Genomic DNA, 15,704 nt, shown 5'->3' with positions numbered 1-15,704 from the left:
TTGCAGCCCTATCGCGACACAAGGCCGCTCCTACAGGGACCAGCGCTGGCCTGCTGATTAACACCGATCAATGGGGGTGTATTTAGCCAAGAAGGCAGGCAAGATGGTTCACATGCATGTCCAGACAGGAAGCACAGTGTGAGCCAAGCTTTTGTAGTCGTTGATACCCCCGAACAGGCCGTCGACCGTCTGGCGGCCCTGCATGACCAGGCCACCGGGGCCCTTAGCCAGGCCCTCAAGCGTTACCTGAAGGACCGTACCGAGCCGGGCGTCGAAGAGCGCGACCTGTTCCGCTACCCGGCGCTGCGCCTGACCTACTACAGCCACGGCGAAGTCGCCGCCACCACGCGGGCCTACGCCAAGGTCCAGGTGGCCGGTACCTACAGCGTCACCATCACCCAGCCGGCTGCTTTCCGTGGCTACCTGCTGGAACAACTGCGCCCGCTGATGCACGACTACACCGTCACGGTAGAGGTCGGCGTCAGCGAACAGAACATCCCTTACCCCTACGTGGTCGACCAGGGCGACGAGCTGGCCGGCAGCGGCATCACCGCCGCGCAGCTGGCGCGGGTGTTCCCCAGCACCGACCTGTCGGCTGCCACCGACAACATCGCCGACGGCCTGTATGACTGGGACAGTACCGAAACCCTGCCACTGGCGCTGTTCGATGCCGCGCGGGTCGACTTCTCGCTGCGCCGCCTGGTGCACTACACCGGCAGCGACTGGCGTCATGTGCAGCCGTGGATCCTGCTGACCAACTATCATCGCTATGTCGACCAGTTCATCAGCCACGGCCTCGACCAGTTGCGTGACGACCCGCGCTTCGTGCGCATGGTGCTGCCGGGCAACGTGGTGATCGAGAAGGGCATGGACCACGGTGAAACCCAGGCCCTGGTGGCCAGCGTGGTCTGGCACCGCTACCAGATGCCGGCATATCACCTGATCGCCGCCGACGGCGACGGCGTCACGCTGGTCAACATCGGCGTCGGCCCGTCCAATGCCAAAAACATCACCGACCACCTGGCCGTGCTGCGCCCGCATTGCTGGCTGATGATCGGCCACTGCGGCGGCCTGCGGCAGTCGCAGACCATCGGCGACTATGTGCTGGCACATGCCTACATGCGCCGTGACGGCATTCTCGACCGGGTGGTGCCGCCGAACATTCCGATTCCGGCCCTGGCCGAAGTGCAGCTGGCCTTGCAGGAAGCCGCCGCGCAGGTCACCGGCGAGCGTGGCGAACAGCTGAAGAAGCGCCTGCGCACCGGCACCGTGCTGACCTACGACGACCGCAACTGGGAGCTGCGCTGGGCCCAGGAGCGGCCGTTGATCAACCTGTCGCGTGCCGTGGCGGTGGATATGGAAAGCGGTACCATTGCCGCCCAGGGTTACCGCTTGCGCGTACCGTACGGCACCTTGCTGTGTGTGTCCGACAAGCCGTTGCACAGCGAGATCAAGCTGCCGGGTTCGGCCAACGCCTTCTATAACCGGGCGGTGAGCCAGCATCTGAAGATCGGCATTGCTGCCCTCGACCTGCTGCGCACCGAGCTCAACTCGCTGCACTCGCGTAAACTGCGCAGTTTCGATGAGCCGCCGTTCCGCTGAGGATCCATGTCACTGCCACCCCGTTCCAAGCCGCGCCGCCCCCAGGCGCGGCCTGCCACCGGCCTGCGTCGCCAGCCCAAGACGCCACCGGCCGAGCCGCGCCTGATCCTGTTCAACAAACCGTTCGATGTGCTTACCCAGTTCAGCGACGGCGACGGGCGCGCGACGCTCAAGGACTACATCGACATCCCCGGCGTGTACCCGGCTGGGCGGCTGGACCGCGACAGTGAAGGCCTGTTGTTGCTGACCAACGATGGCGGCCTGCAGGCGCGCATTGCCGACCCGAAGCACAAGCTCGCCAAGACTTACTGGGTTCAGGTGGAGGGGGAGCCGAGCGAGGAGCAGTTGCAGCGCTTGCGCGATGGTGTGGAACTGAACGATGGGCCGACCTTGCCAGCCGAAGCGCGGCGCCTGGACGAGCCGGCGCTGTGGCCGCGCAACCCGCCAGTGCGTTTTCGCAAAAGCGTGCCGACCAGCTGGCTGGAGCTGGTGATTCGCGAAGGGCGTAACCGCCAGGTGCGGCGGATGACGGCGGCGGTGGGGTTGCCGACCTTGCGCCTGGTGCGGGTGCGGATTGGCGACTGGGCGCTGGATGGGCTGGAGCAGGGCTGCTGGCGCGAAGTCACGGCGAAGTTGCAGCGTTAGCGGGGGCCGCTTTGCGGCCCATCGCGACACAAGGCCGCTCCTACAGGTGCAGCGCAAACTCAGGCATTGTGCGATCCCTGTAGGGAGCGGCCTTGTGTCGCGAAAGGAGCGCAAAGCGCTCCCGGCTTTCTTAAGCCTTACACCCCTTCGAGAAACCCCACCACCACGCTCTTGATGATAAAGGCCAGCACCCCCAGCCCCAGCACGAAGAACAGGATCAGCGTCCCGAACCGCCCGGCCTTGGACTTTTTCGCCAGGTCCCAGACGATGAAACCCATGAAACCGATCAACACGGTGACCAGGATGATCATCATCCACTCTTCGAATACGGCGGGATCCATCGGTGTTCTCCAGGCGGGTTGAGCGTCCGATTATACGCCTGCTGGCGCAGGCAATTAACGCAGGTGGGTCAAGGGCAGCTCGGTGCTGGCCAGCACCTGGTTCAGCACGAAGCTCGAACGTACGCTGGTGACGCCTTCAATGCGAGTCAGGCTGCCTAGCAGCAGTTTCTGGTAGTGGTCCATGTCGGGCACCACCACCTTCAACTGGTAGTCGGCATCCATGCCGGTGACCAGGCTGCATTCGAGCACCTGTGGCAGGTTGCGGATGGCCGCCTCGAAGGTTTCGAAACGCTCCGGTGTGTGGCGGTCCATGCCGATCAGCACATAGGCAGTCAGGCTCAGGCCCAGCTTCTTGCGGTCGAGCAGGGCCACCTGGCGCGAAATGTAACCATCGTCCTCCAGTTGCTTGACCCGACGCGAGCATGGCGAAGGCGAGAGGCCGATGCGTTCGGCCAGTTCCTGGTTGGAAATGCGCGCATCGCGCTGCAATTCGGCGAGGATGCTCAGGTCGTAGCGGTCAAGCTTGCTCATGGTTTATGCCTTTTCTGTTCGGATTGCTGCGAATTATCAATCCAGGGTGAAAAATTGCGCAAGTGCTATTTATCCGAGCAATCTTCGCAATCATCTGCCGGACTCTGTCCGGTATCTTTATCCACAGAATCACTGCCCGGACATCAGTCCACGGCGACGCGCCCTAGGCGGGCGGTCGCGGCCAGCCATCCAACAGGATCTGCAGGCCCCCGGGCTACACACCTTCCAGAAGACGGTGTGAGGTGAGCCGGCGCCACAAGTGCCGAGCACGGACGACAATTCCTGAAGGGAGGCCCTGCGGCCTCCCTTTTTTCATGGCTGGAAATTTAATTGGCCTGCGTTCCGGGCGCGGTAGACTGGCTGTGGTTGCCTTATTTCTACCGAGAGGAACAGCATGAAGTCGCGCATCTGGCAGTTGGCAGGTGTTGGTGTGTTGGGGTTGAGCATCAGCCTCGGGGCCGTGGCCGAAGGGCCGGTCGAGGGGGCGCCCGGCCGCTCGCTCAATTCGCGTGACGAAGTGCAGCAGACCCAGCCGCCACGTCAGGGCTATTACCAGGACATCCCCCGCCGCCATGGTGATAACCGCTACTGGGAAGCCGGTGGGCCGGGGCAACGGCCTGGCGGTGACTGGCAGGGGCGCCCGGACGGTCATGGCAATGGTTGGGGGCCGGGGCCGCAGTATCGCCCGGGGCATACCATCGATCATTTCCCGGACCGTTACTGGAAAGTGCCTTATCGTGGCGATGACTACTTCTACTCCGGTGGGTACTGGTATCGCCCCCATGGTGGCCGTTATGTCGTGGTGACCCCGCCCCATGGCGTGCGGGTCGACTACCTGCCGCCTTATGCGCGGGAAGTCTGGCTGGGCGGGGCGCTGTTCTTCCTGGTGGCCGATACCTACTACCAGTACCTGGCCGACAGCCGCGAATACGTGGTGGTCAACCCGCCGGTTGCCACGCCGACACCTGTCGGTGGCGGGTATGATGTGGTGGCCTACCCTATGTCTGGGCAAGGGCAGGAACAGCAGGACCAGGACCGCTACCAGTGCCACCGCTGGGCGGTGAGCCAGTCAGGCTTCGACCCGGCAACGGCAACTTATGCACCGCCGGCCAATGTGGCGGACAACTACCGGCGGGCGCTGGGCGCTTGCTTCAGTGGCCGAGGCTACAGCATCAACTGATGCGGGACACGTCCCTGCGATGGACCTGTATGCCTCACGTATTGATTGAAGCCGGCGCAGAGCCCTGTGGGAGCGGGTTTACCCGCGAAGAATGCGACGCGGTGCATGGCACCGGCTGTGCCGGTGTTCGCGGGTAAACCCGCTCCCACAGTTACGCTCACTGATTCACACCGGATCCGCATGCACCATCACATCCGCCTGTGGATAACGCTGGCGGATCACCCTAGAGGCCTCCACGCACAAGGCGTGCGCTTCATGCAGCGGCAATTGCCCCGGCATCTCCAGATGCAACTGCACGAACCACTGATTGCCCGACACCCGCGTACGCAGGTCGTGCACGCCCTTGACCCCGGGAATGGCCAGCACCAGCGCAGCCATGTCCTCGCCAACATCGCCGGGCAGTTCCTGGTCCATGAGGATGGCCGTACTCTCCCGCGCGATCTGCAGCGCGCTCCAGAGGATATAGACAGCGATGCCCAGGCCGAACAGGGCATCCAGCTGCGGCCAGCCAAAGCGTGCCAGCAGCAGGGCCAGCAGGATGCTGCCGTTGAGCAGCAGGTCCGAGCGGTAGTGCAGGGAGTCGGCCCGCACCGCCGTGGAGCCGGTCAGTCGGATGACCCTGTGTTGCAGTGCCAGCAGGGCAAGGGTCAGCACCAGCGACAGCAGCATTACCCCGATACCGACGGCGGTATCGCCCAAGGGTTGCGGGGTGTGCAGGCGTTCAACCGCCTGCACCCCGATCAGCACCGCACTGACCCCGATGAACAGCGCCTGCGCCATACCGGCCAGGGCCTCGGCCTTGCCATGGCCGAATCGGTGGTCGTTGTCGGCCGGGCGCAGGGCATAGTGCACGGCCAGCAGGTTGAGAAACGAGGCAACGGCATCCAGTGCCGAGTCGGTCAGCCCGGCCAGCAGGCTGACCGAGCCGCTCAGCCACCAGGCCAGCGCCTTGCTCAGGACCAGTATGCTGGCCACTGCCAGCGATGCGCGAGTGGCCAGGCGTAGCAGGCGCTGGTGTTCAGCCGGGGTGGTCATCATCCGTGGGCGGTGTCCTTGTGCTTCAGGCTGCAGGCACCAGGCCCAGGCTGGCCAGCTGCTCGATGCTGCCGCGATGCTGAATGAGCCGTGGGTCGTTCAGCGGCAGGCGCTGGCCCAGTTCGCTTTCCAGAATGGCTTGCAGCTTCAGGTTGTCGACCTTGCCATCGGGGCTCACGGCCTCGCGCAGTTTGACCGGGTCGACCTGAGCCGAGCGCCCGCCTGGGTAATAGATGGCGCCGGTGGCGAAGTCGATACCGAAGGCGATCAGCCCCGGGATTACGTAGAACAGGATGCCGATGGCATCCATTGCGGCAACCACAGGGTCGATCTTGCCGCCGATCTGGCCGCGCCGTTCCGGGTACAGAATGGTGCCGCAGGCCGTCAGTTGGGTCAGCAAGGTGACGATGAGGGCGCCACCGATGACGCGGGATGGGATGCGCATGTGAAAACTCCGAAAAGGTATTCAGCAGGGCAAGCGAAACGCCTGCACCTGAAGCTAAGACCATGATAAGGCAGCTTGGGTTCGCCGTTATACTCGCCGGACTGTTCGAGGACCACCATGATTTCATTACCGATCGATGCTGTCTTGCCCGCCTTGCGCCAGGCCCTGGAAAACCGTGACGAAGTGGTGCTCGAGGCGCCGCCTGGCGCCGGCAAGACCACCCGCGTGCCGCTGGCGCTGCTCGACGAGCCCTGGCTGGCTGGGCAGAGCATTCTCATGCTCGAGCCCCGGCGCCTGGCTGCTCGCGCGGCTGCTGAACGGCTGGCCAGCGAGCTGGGCGAAAAGGTCGGCGAAACCGTGGGCTATCGCATCCGCCTGGACAGCAAGGTCGGGCCGAAAACACGCATCGAGGTGGTGACCGAAGGCATCCTCACCCGCCGCCTGCAGGCCGACCCGGCGCTGGAGGGTGTGGGGCTGGTGATCTTCGACGAATTTCACGTTTTGCCATTTACACCGAAATAGGCAGTGATTTTGTCAAAAATCACTTACCCAGATCTCCCTCCTGACATCCCAGCCTCCGCGTCTACCCACCCTGTCCTTACCTTCCAGTCAGCCAACCTCTCTAGCATTGCCCTTAGGCTTACCTCCAGAAAGCAACCTCGGTGCGATTCCAAATCCCACCCCCGGTAGGTGCCACGATCTCAAACCCAACCCACCCAACCACGTCGACCACAGCCACCCCCGACGCCCTCCAGACCCATCCCACCCAACCACACCATCACCCCTCCAACCATCGCAATCCGCTCGATTTCCAAGCATCATCAGCACATCCAAATTCATCACCGGGACAGTGCATGAGCGGGCCGAAATCCAAGCCAAAGACCAGCGCAAAGAAGAAGGCAGCGACAGCTCCAAAGCGCGACAACTTCCTAGGAACGACAACGCAGAAGCTTCGCGATAGCGCTGGAAACGTGTGTTCTTTCCCGGGCTGCTACGTACATACCCATGGCGCGAAATCGAACGGAGAGGGCGCTGTAGGCATTGGTGTCGCATGCCACATTAAAGCTGCTGCACCAGGCGGCCCACGATACGATGAGCACCAGTCCCCAGAAGATCGCAAGCACTTCGACAACGGCATCTGGATGTGCCAAACACATTCGAAGCTCATTGATGCTGACGAGTCCCCCTACAGTGTCACGACGCTACTCCAGTGGAAGCGCGATGCTGAGGCTAGATCCAACTCCCTCCTGAACCAAAAGAGCTTCACTGAGAAAGAAGTCAAAGCCGCTGCAGATAAAGGTTCAGCCGATCTGCTCCATCGATTCATTAACAGAGCCAATGACCCACTCCAGACGCCAGTAGCCGAAATCATGAAAGGCTACGAATCCAACCTGGCTGACCTAGATCCGCGATTCACCGTGCAGTTGAACAAGACTGGAAACTCTTACACGCATGTTATACGTGCGGTCGACGAGGATGTTGTTGTCAATCTTGTTATCGAAGACCTTGATAAGATTGACGGGTATCTAGCAGCCGAGAAAGCTTTTCTGGAGGAGGGGCGAGAACTAACCATCCCTGGTGCGCATTTCAAAGTTGTTGGCTCTAAGCTCTTCGAAGCCATCCATCAGAGCACCCATGGTGTTGAACAAGCGGTACTTACAATGTCTGCGCCCAAGAAGGAGGCGCGTACGACTCTTTATGTCAGGACGCCGGAGGGGCACGAAACAGTGCTCGATACTTTCCCTTGCTACTACAGCTCGGGCTCAGTGAGGACTGTTTTTGAGGGAAGCGCTTTTGACGATTTCTTTAAGCTCAAGGCTTACTGCTCGCACGATGGATCTAATTCGAATTTTAACTTGTCCTTTAGCTTAGGGTCTTGGGTTGGCAAGAATATTCTTGAGCTTCCTCGCTTCCATAAGCTTATTAAGGCCGCTCAGCAATTAGACATAGGGCGTCTCGTTGTTGAAATCGAAATCGGTCAGGGGGAGGCATCTTTCAATTCGCGAACTAGTTCGGATGCTGATGGTTTCCATGCTCAAGTTCAATTCTTAATTAATTATATTGGTTATGTCAGGGCGTTGGCTGAGAAGTGCGCTGAGCCGTTGGTCATAACCAATATCGAAATCGATAAAGAAACATACGCAACTCTGAAATACTATTCGCGACTAGTGAAGGCACCGGTGGTAAGCGATCAGCAGCCTCACAAGATATGCACTGGAACATTTAACTACCATGAAGGGTATTCGTTCGCGGGCATCGAGAACGATGATGCTGGTGAGGTGATCAGGATTTCTGACGATGACGGTTGGAAGTTTGAAGTCTTTGGTCAGGTAATACAGGCGCCAAGAATTGTAAAGATGTACACTAAAGTCGAGTATGTTTTCTATAGTGAGCTAGAGGGTGACAAGAATTCGAAAGTAGAGGTGCATGCCACCGACGCTACCGTTCTTACGACCTACCTGGACGAGCGTGATATCTGGAGCGTATGCCGAGAACTGGATGTCACTCCAGATAGTTTAGAGCAGCAGGAGCCTCAGAGCTAAGAGCGCAAGAGTCAAGCCGGCGTTGCCGGATGTGCGACTGCAAAACGACGAATCCCGACACAGCGCGACTGCGGCCACAAGAGAGTTTTTGCCACCAAAGCGTGTACGTGTGACGGACGTGAGTGTTGCTGTAAGCTTGCGTGGTGGCTTGCCTTGCGGGGCGGATGGTTGCACTGAAGACAGAAACGAGAAAGCCACCTTTCGGTGGCCTTCAAGTAAGCTGCTAGCGCGTCGCAGTAATGGGGTACTAAGCGGCTAGCGGTGCTCGACTACGGTTACCAGGTCGAGCGAGCCGATGCCTTTCTCGACAACGTTCTTCGCCTTCTCCAGCATAGAAGCCCTAAGCTCTTCACGAGACATACGGCTATTGTAAATCTTCGCGAAAGCTTTGTTCTTCCGAGCATTGGAGACCTCAACTGCTACGTCACCTGTAGTCACAGTAACGTCTTCAGTTCTGGCAAGTTCGGTCATTTTAACTAGCCTCCATGTCGTTAGTTTCACGGTATAAGAATATCATATCATGCAAATACGCGCAAATTGGTTGCAATAACTGTACAAATTGTGCGTTGCGGCTATCACCCATAAGGATGTTCGCTTTGTTGTTGTAGATATTTAAGCATCCAATTGGGTGTGGCATCCCTTCACCATTATTACGAGAAACTAATGGAATGGAAAGAATGGACGTAGCGTAGCGATGAGAGTTGTAATAACGGGAGATGGTGGTTTTATAGTGTTCAGTTATATGCGGATTTTGCAGCGCCTCATCATCGAGCCACTGCTTGAAGTGTGTCCGAGAGTCTTCGATATATTGAGATGCCATGGTCGAGACCGCTACCGGCCCGCCGGGTAGGTTCGGGTGCGATTTGGCGTGATCCGACGCATCCATTTTGAACGGGAAGCAAATCGGCACGATATCGGTGTCCGGCTTTGCCAAAACCTGGGCGCCGACCAAGGTTGAGAGCTCAAGGTCTGTGATGTGTAGGATGCCGTCTGCGTTATCCAAGCGAGCATCAATGTTGGAGTTGAACAGGAAGAAGGGGCTGTCGTTTACCTGGTTCGAGTACTCCTTGCGGATGAGATCCTTGTCCTCCTCAATCATCATGATGTTGGCCCTGTACGTTTCGGAGGGCGCACTGTCCCAGTTCTGTGCCAAGACCAGGATCTTCGTGAGCATCATGCGGATGTCGCCTGCGAGACCTTTACGGGTCAACGGCGGCGCACCTTCTTCCAGTAGGCCCTCGTAAAGCTGCCGAATGTCGATCATCGCGTCGCTATAGGCGGCGAGAAACTGCTTGGGCGGCATGGTGGTCAGGCGATCCTGTAGCTCTTTTTCCTTCTTCCGGGTTGAGGTGACGACCCCTACCTCACGTAAGAACACCAAGATGACTGCGGCGATGGAGAGCTGAATGGACGGCCACAGGTAGTTTGTTGCGAAGAACTCAGGCCAGGTGTGTACGGCGGTATACTCGTTTTTGATGTCGCCGCTCATCACGGAGATCATCGCGGCGCTGCCGATGGTGAGTAGGGCGATGATCATGGAGCCCCAGGTGGTGCCCACCAGCATGCACATGCCCATGAAGACTTTCTTGATCTGACGTCCAGTCCAGAACAAGCAAGCCTTCGCGGTGGCCCAGATTTTTCGTTTTGTTACCTGCCAGTCATCCACTGTTCAGTCCCAAGTAGTGCCGTTACGAATGGCCATTCGGGCCATGTCCCTTTCTTGCGTTCCGCTTCCAGCGTCTATCGAACTCCACTCACAAACCCAGCTAAAGACGCCCGCTTGGCCTCCCAATGGCTCGCAGGATCTTGGCCGCCAACATTCGTCCCTCCAGACGGTCAGGTTTGAACCAACCGTCGGATCTCATGTTTCGTTGAAACCAGCAGGCTAGACGGCGTTGGCCCCGAATTCGGTGGTCTGGCAACGTTCACACACACAACCAGGCAATTGACGGTGTAAGCGGCTGTAATACCATGGCGTGATATTTAATTGCCTTCACAAGGAAAAGTACATGGCAACACGCTGCGTTGGTCTGATGGTAGGTTCCGGGGAAGTGACTGTCGTTGATACGCAGATTCCGGATGACTGTGATGCCCCTATCTCACTGGTTACCGATGTGACCTGGAAGCTGCCCACAGGGGATCGGCAGAAGGGATACGAAACGCTTTTCCATCGGTGCAAGGATTACCTTGAAGTGAATGGAATTGACCAGGTGGTGGTCAAGGCGAGCTCAGTACCTCAAGGCAAGGCCAACGGGGGGCTTCTCGATAGCGCAGAGCTTCGTGGTGTGATCATGTGCGCTGCTGCGTCTGCCTGTGAGACCCGTGTTCTCAAGAAAGAAGTGATCAGCCGAACCTACGGTCGGAAGGTCGATGATTGCGTGAACGACGACGCGTTTTGGGCAGAGAAGCTAGAGGGAGCGAAGCTGCGCAAGGGGAGTCGTGAGGCCGCAATGCTTGTGATTGCACACAGGGCTCGACCATGACCAGCGTCGTTCCGAAACTCCAAATCCTAGACAAATTGGGGAACGGGCACTTCGGTGAAGTGTTCCTTGGTCAAGACGCCGTTCATGGGCAAGTGGCAGTAAAAGTGGTTTCCCGTAAGGCGGAAAACGACGATGAAGAGTGGGTGGATATCAGGAGGGAATTCCTCGCCGAGGCTCAGCACCTGAAGACCGCCACTCACCGCAATGTCGTTCAGGTTTACGGTATAGACGAGGTGGAGGATGCCATCCGCTTCACGATGGCGTACTGCCCTGGTGGCTCCCTGCAAGCTCATTTTGAACGGGGGCCGATGACTCTCGCTGCCGTGCGGAAGGTCGCGATCGATGTGCTGATCGGGCTGCACGCATTGCACGGGCGCGAGATGCTTCACAGGGACATCAAGCCAGGCAACATCCTGCTCGACCATCTCGGCATGGCAAAGCTCGGTGACTTCGGTCTGGTCACCGACAGGTTGCTCCTTGGCTACGGTTCAGCTGCGGGGTACGCAGACCATATTGCTGTGGAGGTGTGGCAGGGCAGGGGTACCAGTATCAAGAGCGATATCTGGGCCTTGGGTATGACGCTGTTCCGGTTGTTGCACGGACAGGTCTGGTACGTGTTCCAGAACGAGTGTCCTGCAGATGTCATCGCCCAAGGCGGCTTCATTGAACGTCTGCGCTGGCTGCCACATGTTCCCAAGCCGTGGCGTAAGGTCATTCGAAAGATGATGGCTGATAACACCAACGATCGTTATGCGACTACCCAAGAGGTACTCAATGCCATTTCGGCTTTGCCGACTGAGCCTGAGTGGACAGTGCCTATCGTGACTGAGGATCTGGTGAGGTGGGAACTGCAGTCGCCCAAGCGGCTAAACGTCGTTGAGTGGAACATTCATGGTCAACGCCAGCATGAGTGGCGGGCCTGGAGCCAACCTTTGGGCAAAGGTAACAATCGGAGCCTGGGCGCATCCACGAAGGTCATAGGCCGCAATCAGGTTGATCGCGAACTGGAAGCGTACTTTCGGTAAGCGGTGCTTTAGCCGGCAGCGCTTCGCAGGCGGCGTGGTAGTAGGTACCCGCCGCTGAAGTCGGCAGCGCTCAGCGGCTTAAGCTGGAAGTGAGCCTCAGCAAGGGCGCGACGAGCATCAGCACAACAAGGGCAGTACGATTTGAGCGCGTCGATGCCTTCAGCTGGTTGCCAGGTGGCACCACAGAACGCACATCTAGGCGACGTAAGCCTCAGGTTGGGAAGCCGCTTGCTCATTCGAATCCTTCCTGTCGCCTCAGCGACGAACGTGGGCATTGTGGGCGTACATTTTTTCGGCGGCAAAGCTTATACGAGATCAATCCATTTGGCCTACGTATTCGCCGAAAGGTCATTCTGCACGGATGCTGCTTACTAATACTGTATACATGAACAGGTTTTGTGGCTAGGGGCCATTACAAAATTTAAAAACGCACTCTCATGTCGACTTTCGAGAGGCGTTTCCCAAGAGGTTTAGCAGATAAACCCAATCGCAGCACGGTTGAGGCTGCACATGAGAGGGCACGGGGTTCGTGAGTCCTCATCCATCGCATCTACCCCTGGTGAACCTTTGTATACTGCGCTTCTGCCGCAGGAGTACACATGAGTTCGTTGCCAATCAACGCCGCGTTGCCGGCCCTTCTTGAAGCCCTTCAAAATCGAAATGAGGTGGTGCTTCAAGCACCGCCTGGCGCCGGTAAAACGACTCGCGTCCCGCTTGCCTTGCTCAATGAACCATGGCTCGAAGGGCAGACGATCATCATGTTGGAACCTCGCCGTCTTGCTGCGCGAGCTGCTGCGGAGCGAATGGCCAGCGAGCTAGGTGAGAAGGTCGGTGAGACCGTTGGCTATCGGATTCGCCTGGACAGCAAAGTCGGGCCAAAGACGCGGATCGAGGTGGTGACAGAAGGAATACTGACGCGTCGTCTGCAGAGCGATCCTGCACTTGAAGGTGTGGGGCTCGTAATCTTCGACGAATTCCATTTGCGAAATCTAGATGCCGATCTCGCCTTGGCGCTGACGCTCAATGGGCGCGAGCTTTTCCGGGACGATGCCCCACTGAAGGTGCTGCTGATGTCGGCAACGCTCGAAGGTGAAAGGTTATCGCGCCTGCTGGATGACGCTCCGATCGTGACGAGCGAGGGACGCATGTTCCCGGTCTCGACAGTCTGGGGAAAACCTCAGCAACCTGGAGAATACATCGAGCCGCGAGTCATCAGTGCGTGCCTTGAAGCACTTGCTGATCAGCCTGGCAGCTTGCTGGTTTTCCTTCCTGGTCAAGCCGAGATCCGTCGAGTCGTAACAGGCCTGGAAGATGCTTTGACCCAGTCGGCATCACTTCAGCGTGACGTTCTTCTTTGCCCCCTTCATGGTGAGCTCGATCTGAGTCAGCAGCGGGCTGCGATTGATCCGGCACCGGCAGGAAAGCGGAAGGTTGTGCTGGCCACAAACATCGCTGAGACCAGTATCACCATCGACGGTGTGCGGGTCGTGCTCGATGCCGGTCTTGAGAGGGTTCCACGCTTCGATCCTCGTAGTGGGATGACGCGACTCGATACTCAGCGAATATCCAAGGCTAGTGCAACTCAACGAGCAGGTCGGGCAGGTCGAGTCGAGCCCGGTGTGTGCTATCGACTCTGGTCTGAGACGCAGCATGACCAAATGGCCTCTTTCAGCTCGCCTGAAATTCAGCAGGCTGACCTCACTGGCTTGGCGCTTCAACTGGCTAAATGGGGCGTTCAGCCGGGCGACCTAAAGTGGCTTGATGCTCCGCCCGCAGCTGCTTACTCCCAAGCCAACGACTTGCTTCGGCGCCTTGGCGCATTACAGCCTGATGGGCAACTGACAAAGCACGGCCAAGCGATGGCCGAGCTGCCAAGCCACCCTCGAATCGCCCATCTACTGTTGCGAGGTCACGAACTGGGTCTGACAGAGACTGCGTGCAATATCGCTGCTTTGCTTGGCGAGCGGGATATCCAGCGTGGTGGTGGTGCAGACCTTCATAGTCGCTTGGCCATCCTGTCCGGTGAGCAGAGAGCACAGCGGAGTGAGCAAGGCGGTGCTCAAAGAGCGAAGCAACTAGCGAGGCAATACCGGTCGTACTTGCGCGGCCCAGCATCCCAACCAGTCGCTGATTCAGACCACCCGAGGTGGGTGGGCTGCCTACTTGCTTTGGCGTATCCCGACCGGGTCGCGCAACAACGTCGTGCCGGTGGGGCTGAATACCGATTGGCGAATGGTCGGGCAGCTATGTTCACCGAGACCGATGCCCTGATGAAGCATTCTTGGCTGGTGATCGCCGACCTGGGCAGCCGGCAAGGCCAGCGTGAAGAGCGAATTTACCTCGCTGCTAACCTGGATGAGGCTTTGTTTGATACGGTCTTGAACGACCAAGTCAGCCAAGTGGATGAACTTGAGTGGGATGAGCGGGAGGGGGCCCTCCGCGCTGAGCGACAAGTGAAAGTGGGGGCGTTGGTACTGTCCCGCGCGCCGCTGGCAAACCTGGGTGATGAAGCGCGCACTCAGGCGTTGCTCAATTACGTACGCCGAAAAGGGCTGGAGCTTTTGCCCTGGACACCTGAGCTTCGTCAGTGGAAGGCGAGGGTCGAATTGCTGCGCGTGCTTGATGAGGAAGCTGGTAGTAAGGGTGAGTGGCCTGACTTACGTGATGAGTCATTACTGCAGTCGCTGGAGGATTGGTTGGGGCCATACGTTGGGAAGGTGACCCGCCTCAGTCATTTTGGCCAACTTGAACTGTCGAGCATCATTCGCAACTTGTTGCCCTGGCCTCTGCCACAACAGTTAGACACGCAGGCGCCTCAGACGATTGCGGTACCCTCGGGATCGAACATCCGTGTGGACTATAGTGAGCGGCCCCCTGTACTTGCCGTGAGGCTACAGGAGCTCTTCGGACAAGCTGATACGCCGCGCATTGCTAATGGTCGCCAAGTGCTCAAGCTGCATCTGCTATCCCCGGCGCGCCGCCCCGTACAGGTGACCCAGGACTTGGCAAACTTCTGGGCATCGACCTACGTTGAGGTGAAGAAGGATTTGAAAGGTAGATACCCCAAGCATTTTTGGCCTGACAATCCTCTTGTTGCCCAGGCCACTGCGCGCGCAAAGCCTAGGGGTACCTGATCTAACGGAAAATCTGACCGGTGAAAGGGCCCGCTGGTCATGAACAGTCATCGGTAAACCTACCCGCGCTACTGTTCTTCAGGTGGCATGTGCCAAATCTTGTGCACAGTGGACTTAGGTATGCCTAGCCTCACCGACGTCTCCTTCTGCGTCAGCCCTTCGGCTTTGCAATCAAGGACGGCTCTGATTTTGTCGGCGGAGGTAGCAGGCTTACCTCCTTTGGCAGCGATCAGCACGCCATCAGAGAATTGGGATGGCACGTTCTCCATGACTCTCATCGCGCGCAGCTTGCCAAGCTCACTCCACAAATAGGCCATGAACTCTTCGAAGGTCTCTTGACGGTCAAAACTCGAAGCGGCAGCAAGCAATGCTATGGGGTCGACCTCCAGATGGCCGCTGATACCCTCGAGCATTTTTAGCGTCATGTTAGTCAAGCCGTGCTCAACGTTGTGCAGGTGCCGGGCCTCCAGCGTTTTCACCATCTGCTCTTGAGAAAGGCCTCGAGCAGCACGCACGGTGCGCAACACAGCTGCTAGGGAGTGGGGCGAGGGCATCAAGACTTCCGGATAAAGGGAAGGATAAGGCCACAGCGCAAAATCCACATCTATGAAATATAGTCAGGGAATGTGGATTGGTGTTATCGTGCCTCACCTGTCTCGGAACGTAAGAAATTTCGCGTTTTTGCAGCTAATGGCCGGTAAAAGTGTCAATTTATATCAATTGTTGTAGGGCTTAACACT

General features: G+C 58.3%; 14 protein-coding genes and 1 pseudogene. 8 read left to right on the top strand and 7 right to left on the bottom strand.

The genetic code is table 11. The annotated features are described in order from the left end of the window. The first annotated feature begins 138 nt into the window (after positions 1-138). On the top strand, positions 139-1,602 hold the full coding sequence (gene amn, locus RIN61_RS08640) for an AMP nucleosidase (protein WP_112253604.1): 1,464 nt from the start codon (positions 139-141) through the stop codon (positions 1,600-1,602). A gap of 6 nt (positions 1,603-1,608) precedes the next feature. Next, positions 1,609-2,247: a pseudouridine synthase gene (locus tag RIN61_RS08635; RefSeq protein ID WP_313856739.1), complete on the top strand. Its 639-nt coding sequence runs from the start codon at positions 1,609-1,611 to the stop codon at positions 2,245-2,247. A gap of 137 nt (positions 2,248-2,384) precedes the next feature. On the opposite strand, the gene RIN61_RS08630 is transcribed toward RIN61_RS08635, so the two are convergent. Continuing rightward, on the bottom strand, positions 2,385-2,588 hold the full coding sequence (locus RIN61_RS08630) for a DUF2788 domain-containing protein (protein ID WP_013974331.1): 204 nt from the start codon (positions 2,586-2,588) through the stop codon (positions 2,385-2,387). A gap of 54 nt (positions 2,589-2,642) precedes the next feature. Further along, positions 2,643-3,119, bottom strand: coding sequence for an Lrp/AsnC family transcriptional regulator (locus RIN61_RS08625; RefSeq protein WP_003249795.1), 477 nt, complete (start codon positions 3,117-3,119; stop codon positions 2,643-2,645). Positions 3,120-3,513: 394 nt separating this feature from the next. On the opposite strand from RIN61_RS08625, the gene RIN61_RS08620 reads away from it, so the two are divergent. Beyond that, positions 3,514-4,299, top strand: coding sequence for a DUF6515 family protein (locus RIN61_RS08620; protein WP_207877233.1), 786 nt, complete (start codon positions 3,514-3,516; stop codon positions 4,297-4,299). A 165-nt stretch (positions 4,300-4,464) separates the two neighbouring features. Here RIN61_RS08620 and RIN61_RS08615 read toward each other — a convergent pair whose 3' ends face one another. Together RIN61_RS08615 and RIN61_RS08610 are read right to left on the bottom strand one after the other, a co-directional pair. Continuing rightward, positions 4,465-5,337, bottom strand: coding sequence for a cation diffusion facilitator family transporter (locus tag RIN61_RS08615; protein WP_112253601.1), 873 nt, complete (start codon positions 5,335-5,337; stop codon positions 4,465-4,467). 22 nt (positions 5,338-5,359) lie between these two features. Next, positions 5,360-5,779, bottom strand: a complete 420-nt coding sequence (locus tag RIN61_RS08610) for a hypothetical protein (protein ID WP_046613202.1) — start codon at positions 5,777-5,779, stop codon at positions 5,360-5,362. A gap of 117 nt (positions 5,780-5,896) precedes the next feature. On the opposite strand from RIN61_RS08610, the pseudogene RIN61_RS08605 reads away from it, so the two are divergent. Both RIN61_RS08605 and RIN61_RS08600 read left to right on the top strand, forming a co-directional pair. Further along, positions 5,897-6,277 (top strand): annotated as a pseudogene (locus RIN61_RS08605) (DEAD/DEAH box helicase); the annotation flags it as partial. Positions 6,278-6,633: 356 nt separating this feature from the next. Beyond that, positions 6,634-8,322 (top strand): hypothetical protein, encoded by a 1,689-nt coding sequence (locus RIN61_RS08600; RefSeq protein WP_313856731.1) that lies wholly within the window; start codon positions 6,634-6,636, stop codon positions 8,320-8,322. Between the two features lie 255 nt (positions 8,323-8,577). Here RIN61_RS08600 and RIN61_RS08595 read toward each other — a convergent pair whose 3' ends face one another. Then, the gene (locus tag RIN61_RS08595; protein WP_028697843.1) at positions 8,578-8,793 is read right to left on the bottom strand and encodes a hypothetical protein; all 216 of its coding nucleotides are present in this window, start codon (positions 8,791-8,793) and stop codon (positions 8,578-8,580) included. 1 nt (position 8,794) lies between these two features. Beyond that, the gene (locus RIN61_RS08590; protein WP_141745075.1) at positions 8,795-9,988 is read right to left on the bottom strand and encodes a hypothetical protein; all 1,194 of its coding nucleotides are present in this window, start codon (positions 9,986-9,988) and stop codon (positions 8,795-8,797) included. A 343-nt stretch (positions 9,989-10,331) separates the two neighbouring features. Between RIN61_RS08590 and RIN61_RS08585 the strand changes: the two genes are divergently transcribed. From RIN61_RS08585 to hrpB, 3 genes are all read left to right on the top strand, one after another. Continuing rightward, positions 10,332-10,805 (top strand): hypothetical protein, encoded by a 474-nt coding sequence (locus RIN61_RS08585; protein WP_028697841.1) that lies wholly within the window; start codon positions 10,332-10,334, stop codon positions 10,803-10,805. Then, positions 10,802-11,830 (top strand): serine/threonine-protein kinase, encoded by a 1,029-nt coding sequence (locus RIN61_RS08580; protein WP_028697840.1) that lies wholly within the window; start codon positions 10,802-10,804, stop codon positions 11,828-11,830. The genes RIN61_RS08585 and RIN61_RS08580 overlap by 4 nt, the downstream gene beginning before the upstream one ends. Before the next feature lie 599 nt (positions 11,831-12,429). Next, positions 12,430-14,964 carry an ATP-dependent helicase HrpB gene (gene hrpB / locus RIN61_RS08575; RefSeq protein WP_121162271.1) on the top strand — a complete coding sequence of 845 codons (2,535 nt, stop codon included), beginning with the start codon at positions 12,430-12,432 and terminating at the stop codon, positions 14,962-14,964. 68 nt (positions 14,965-15,032) lie between these two features. Here hrpB and RIN61_RS08570 read toward each other — a convergent pair whose 3' ends face one another. Further along, positions 15,033-15,518: a helix-turn-helix domain-containing protein gene (locus tag RIN61_RS08570; RefSeq protein ID WP_313856722.1), complete on the bottom strand. Its 486-nt coding sequence runs from the start codon at positions 15,516-15,518 to the stop codon at positions 15,033-15,035. Positions 15,519-15,704: the final 186 nt, after the last annotated feature.

This window comes from Pseudomonas inefficax (assembly GCF_032164165.1).
Lineage (GTDB): Bacteria > Pseudomonadota > Gammaproteobacteria > Pseudomonadales > Pseudomonadaceae > Aquipseudomonas > Aquipseudomonas inefficax.
The sequence above is the reverse complement of the archived record's forward strand: the minus strand, read 5'-3'. Positions and strand labels throughout refer to the sequence as shown.

Bases quoted from the DNA above. Each gene is read 5' to 3' on its own strand.
- RIN61_RS08585 (WP_028697841.1), top strand. From the start codon at position 10,332: ATGGCAACACGCTGCGTTGGTCTGATGGTAGGTTCCGGGGAAGTGACT.
- RIN61_RS08620 (WP_207877233.1), top strand. From the start codon at position 3,514: ATGAAGTCGCGCATCTGGCAGTTGGCAGGTGTTGGTGTGTTGGGGTTG.
- RIN61_RS08600 (WP_313856731.1), top strand. From the start codon at position 6,634: ATGAGCGGGCCGAAATCCAAGCCAAAGACCAGCGCAAAGAAGAAGGCA.
- hrpB (WP_121162271.1), top strand. From the start codon at position 12,430: ATGAGTTCGTTGCCAATCAACGCCGCGTTGCCGGCCCTTCTTGAAGCC.
- RIN61_RS08615 (WP_112253601.1), bottom strand. From the start codon at position 5,337: ATGATGACCACCCCGGCTGAACACCAGCGCCTGCTACGCCTGGCCACT.
- RIN61_RS08580 (WP_028697840.1), top strand. From the start codon at position 10,802: ATGACCAGCGTCGTTCCGAAACTCCAAATCCTAGACAAATTGGGGAAC.
- RIN61_RS08635 (WP_313856739.1), top strand. From the start codon at position 1,609: ATGTCACTGCCACCCCGTTCCAAGCCGCGCCGCCCCCAGGCGCGGCCT.
- RIN61_RS08630 (WP_013974331.1), bottom strand. From the start codon at position 2,588: ATGGATCCCGCCGTATTCGAAGAGTGGATGATGATCATCCTGGTCACC.
- RIN61_RS08595 (WP_028697843.1), bottom strand. From the start codon at position 8,793: ATGACCGAACTTGCCAGAACTGAAGACGTTACTGTGACTACAGGTGAC.
- RIN61_RS08570 (WP_313856722.1), bottom strand. From the start codon at position 15,518: ATGCCCTCGCCCCACTCCCTAGCAGCTGTGTTGCGCACCGTGCGTGCT.
- RIN61_RS08625 (WP_003249795.1), bottom strand. From the start codon at position 3,119: ATGAGCAAGCTTGACCGCTACGACCTGAGCATCCTCGCCGAATTGCAG.
- RIN61_RS08610 (WP_046613202.1), bottom strand. From the start codon at position 5,779: ATGCGCATCCCATCCCGCGTCATCGGTGGCGCCCTCATCGTCACCTTG.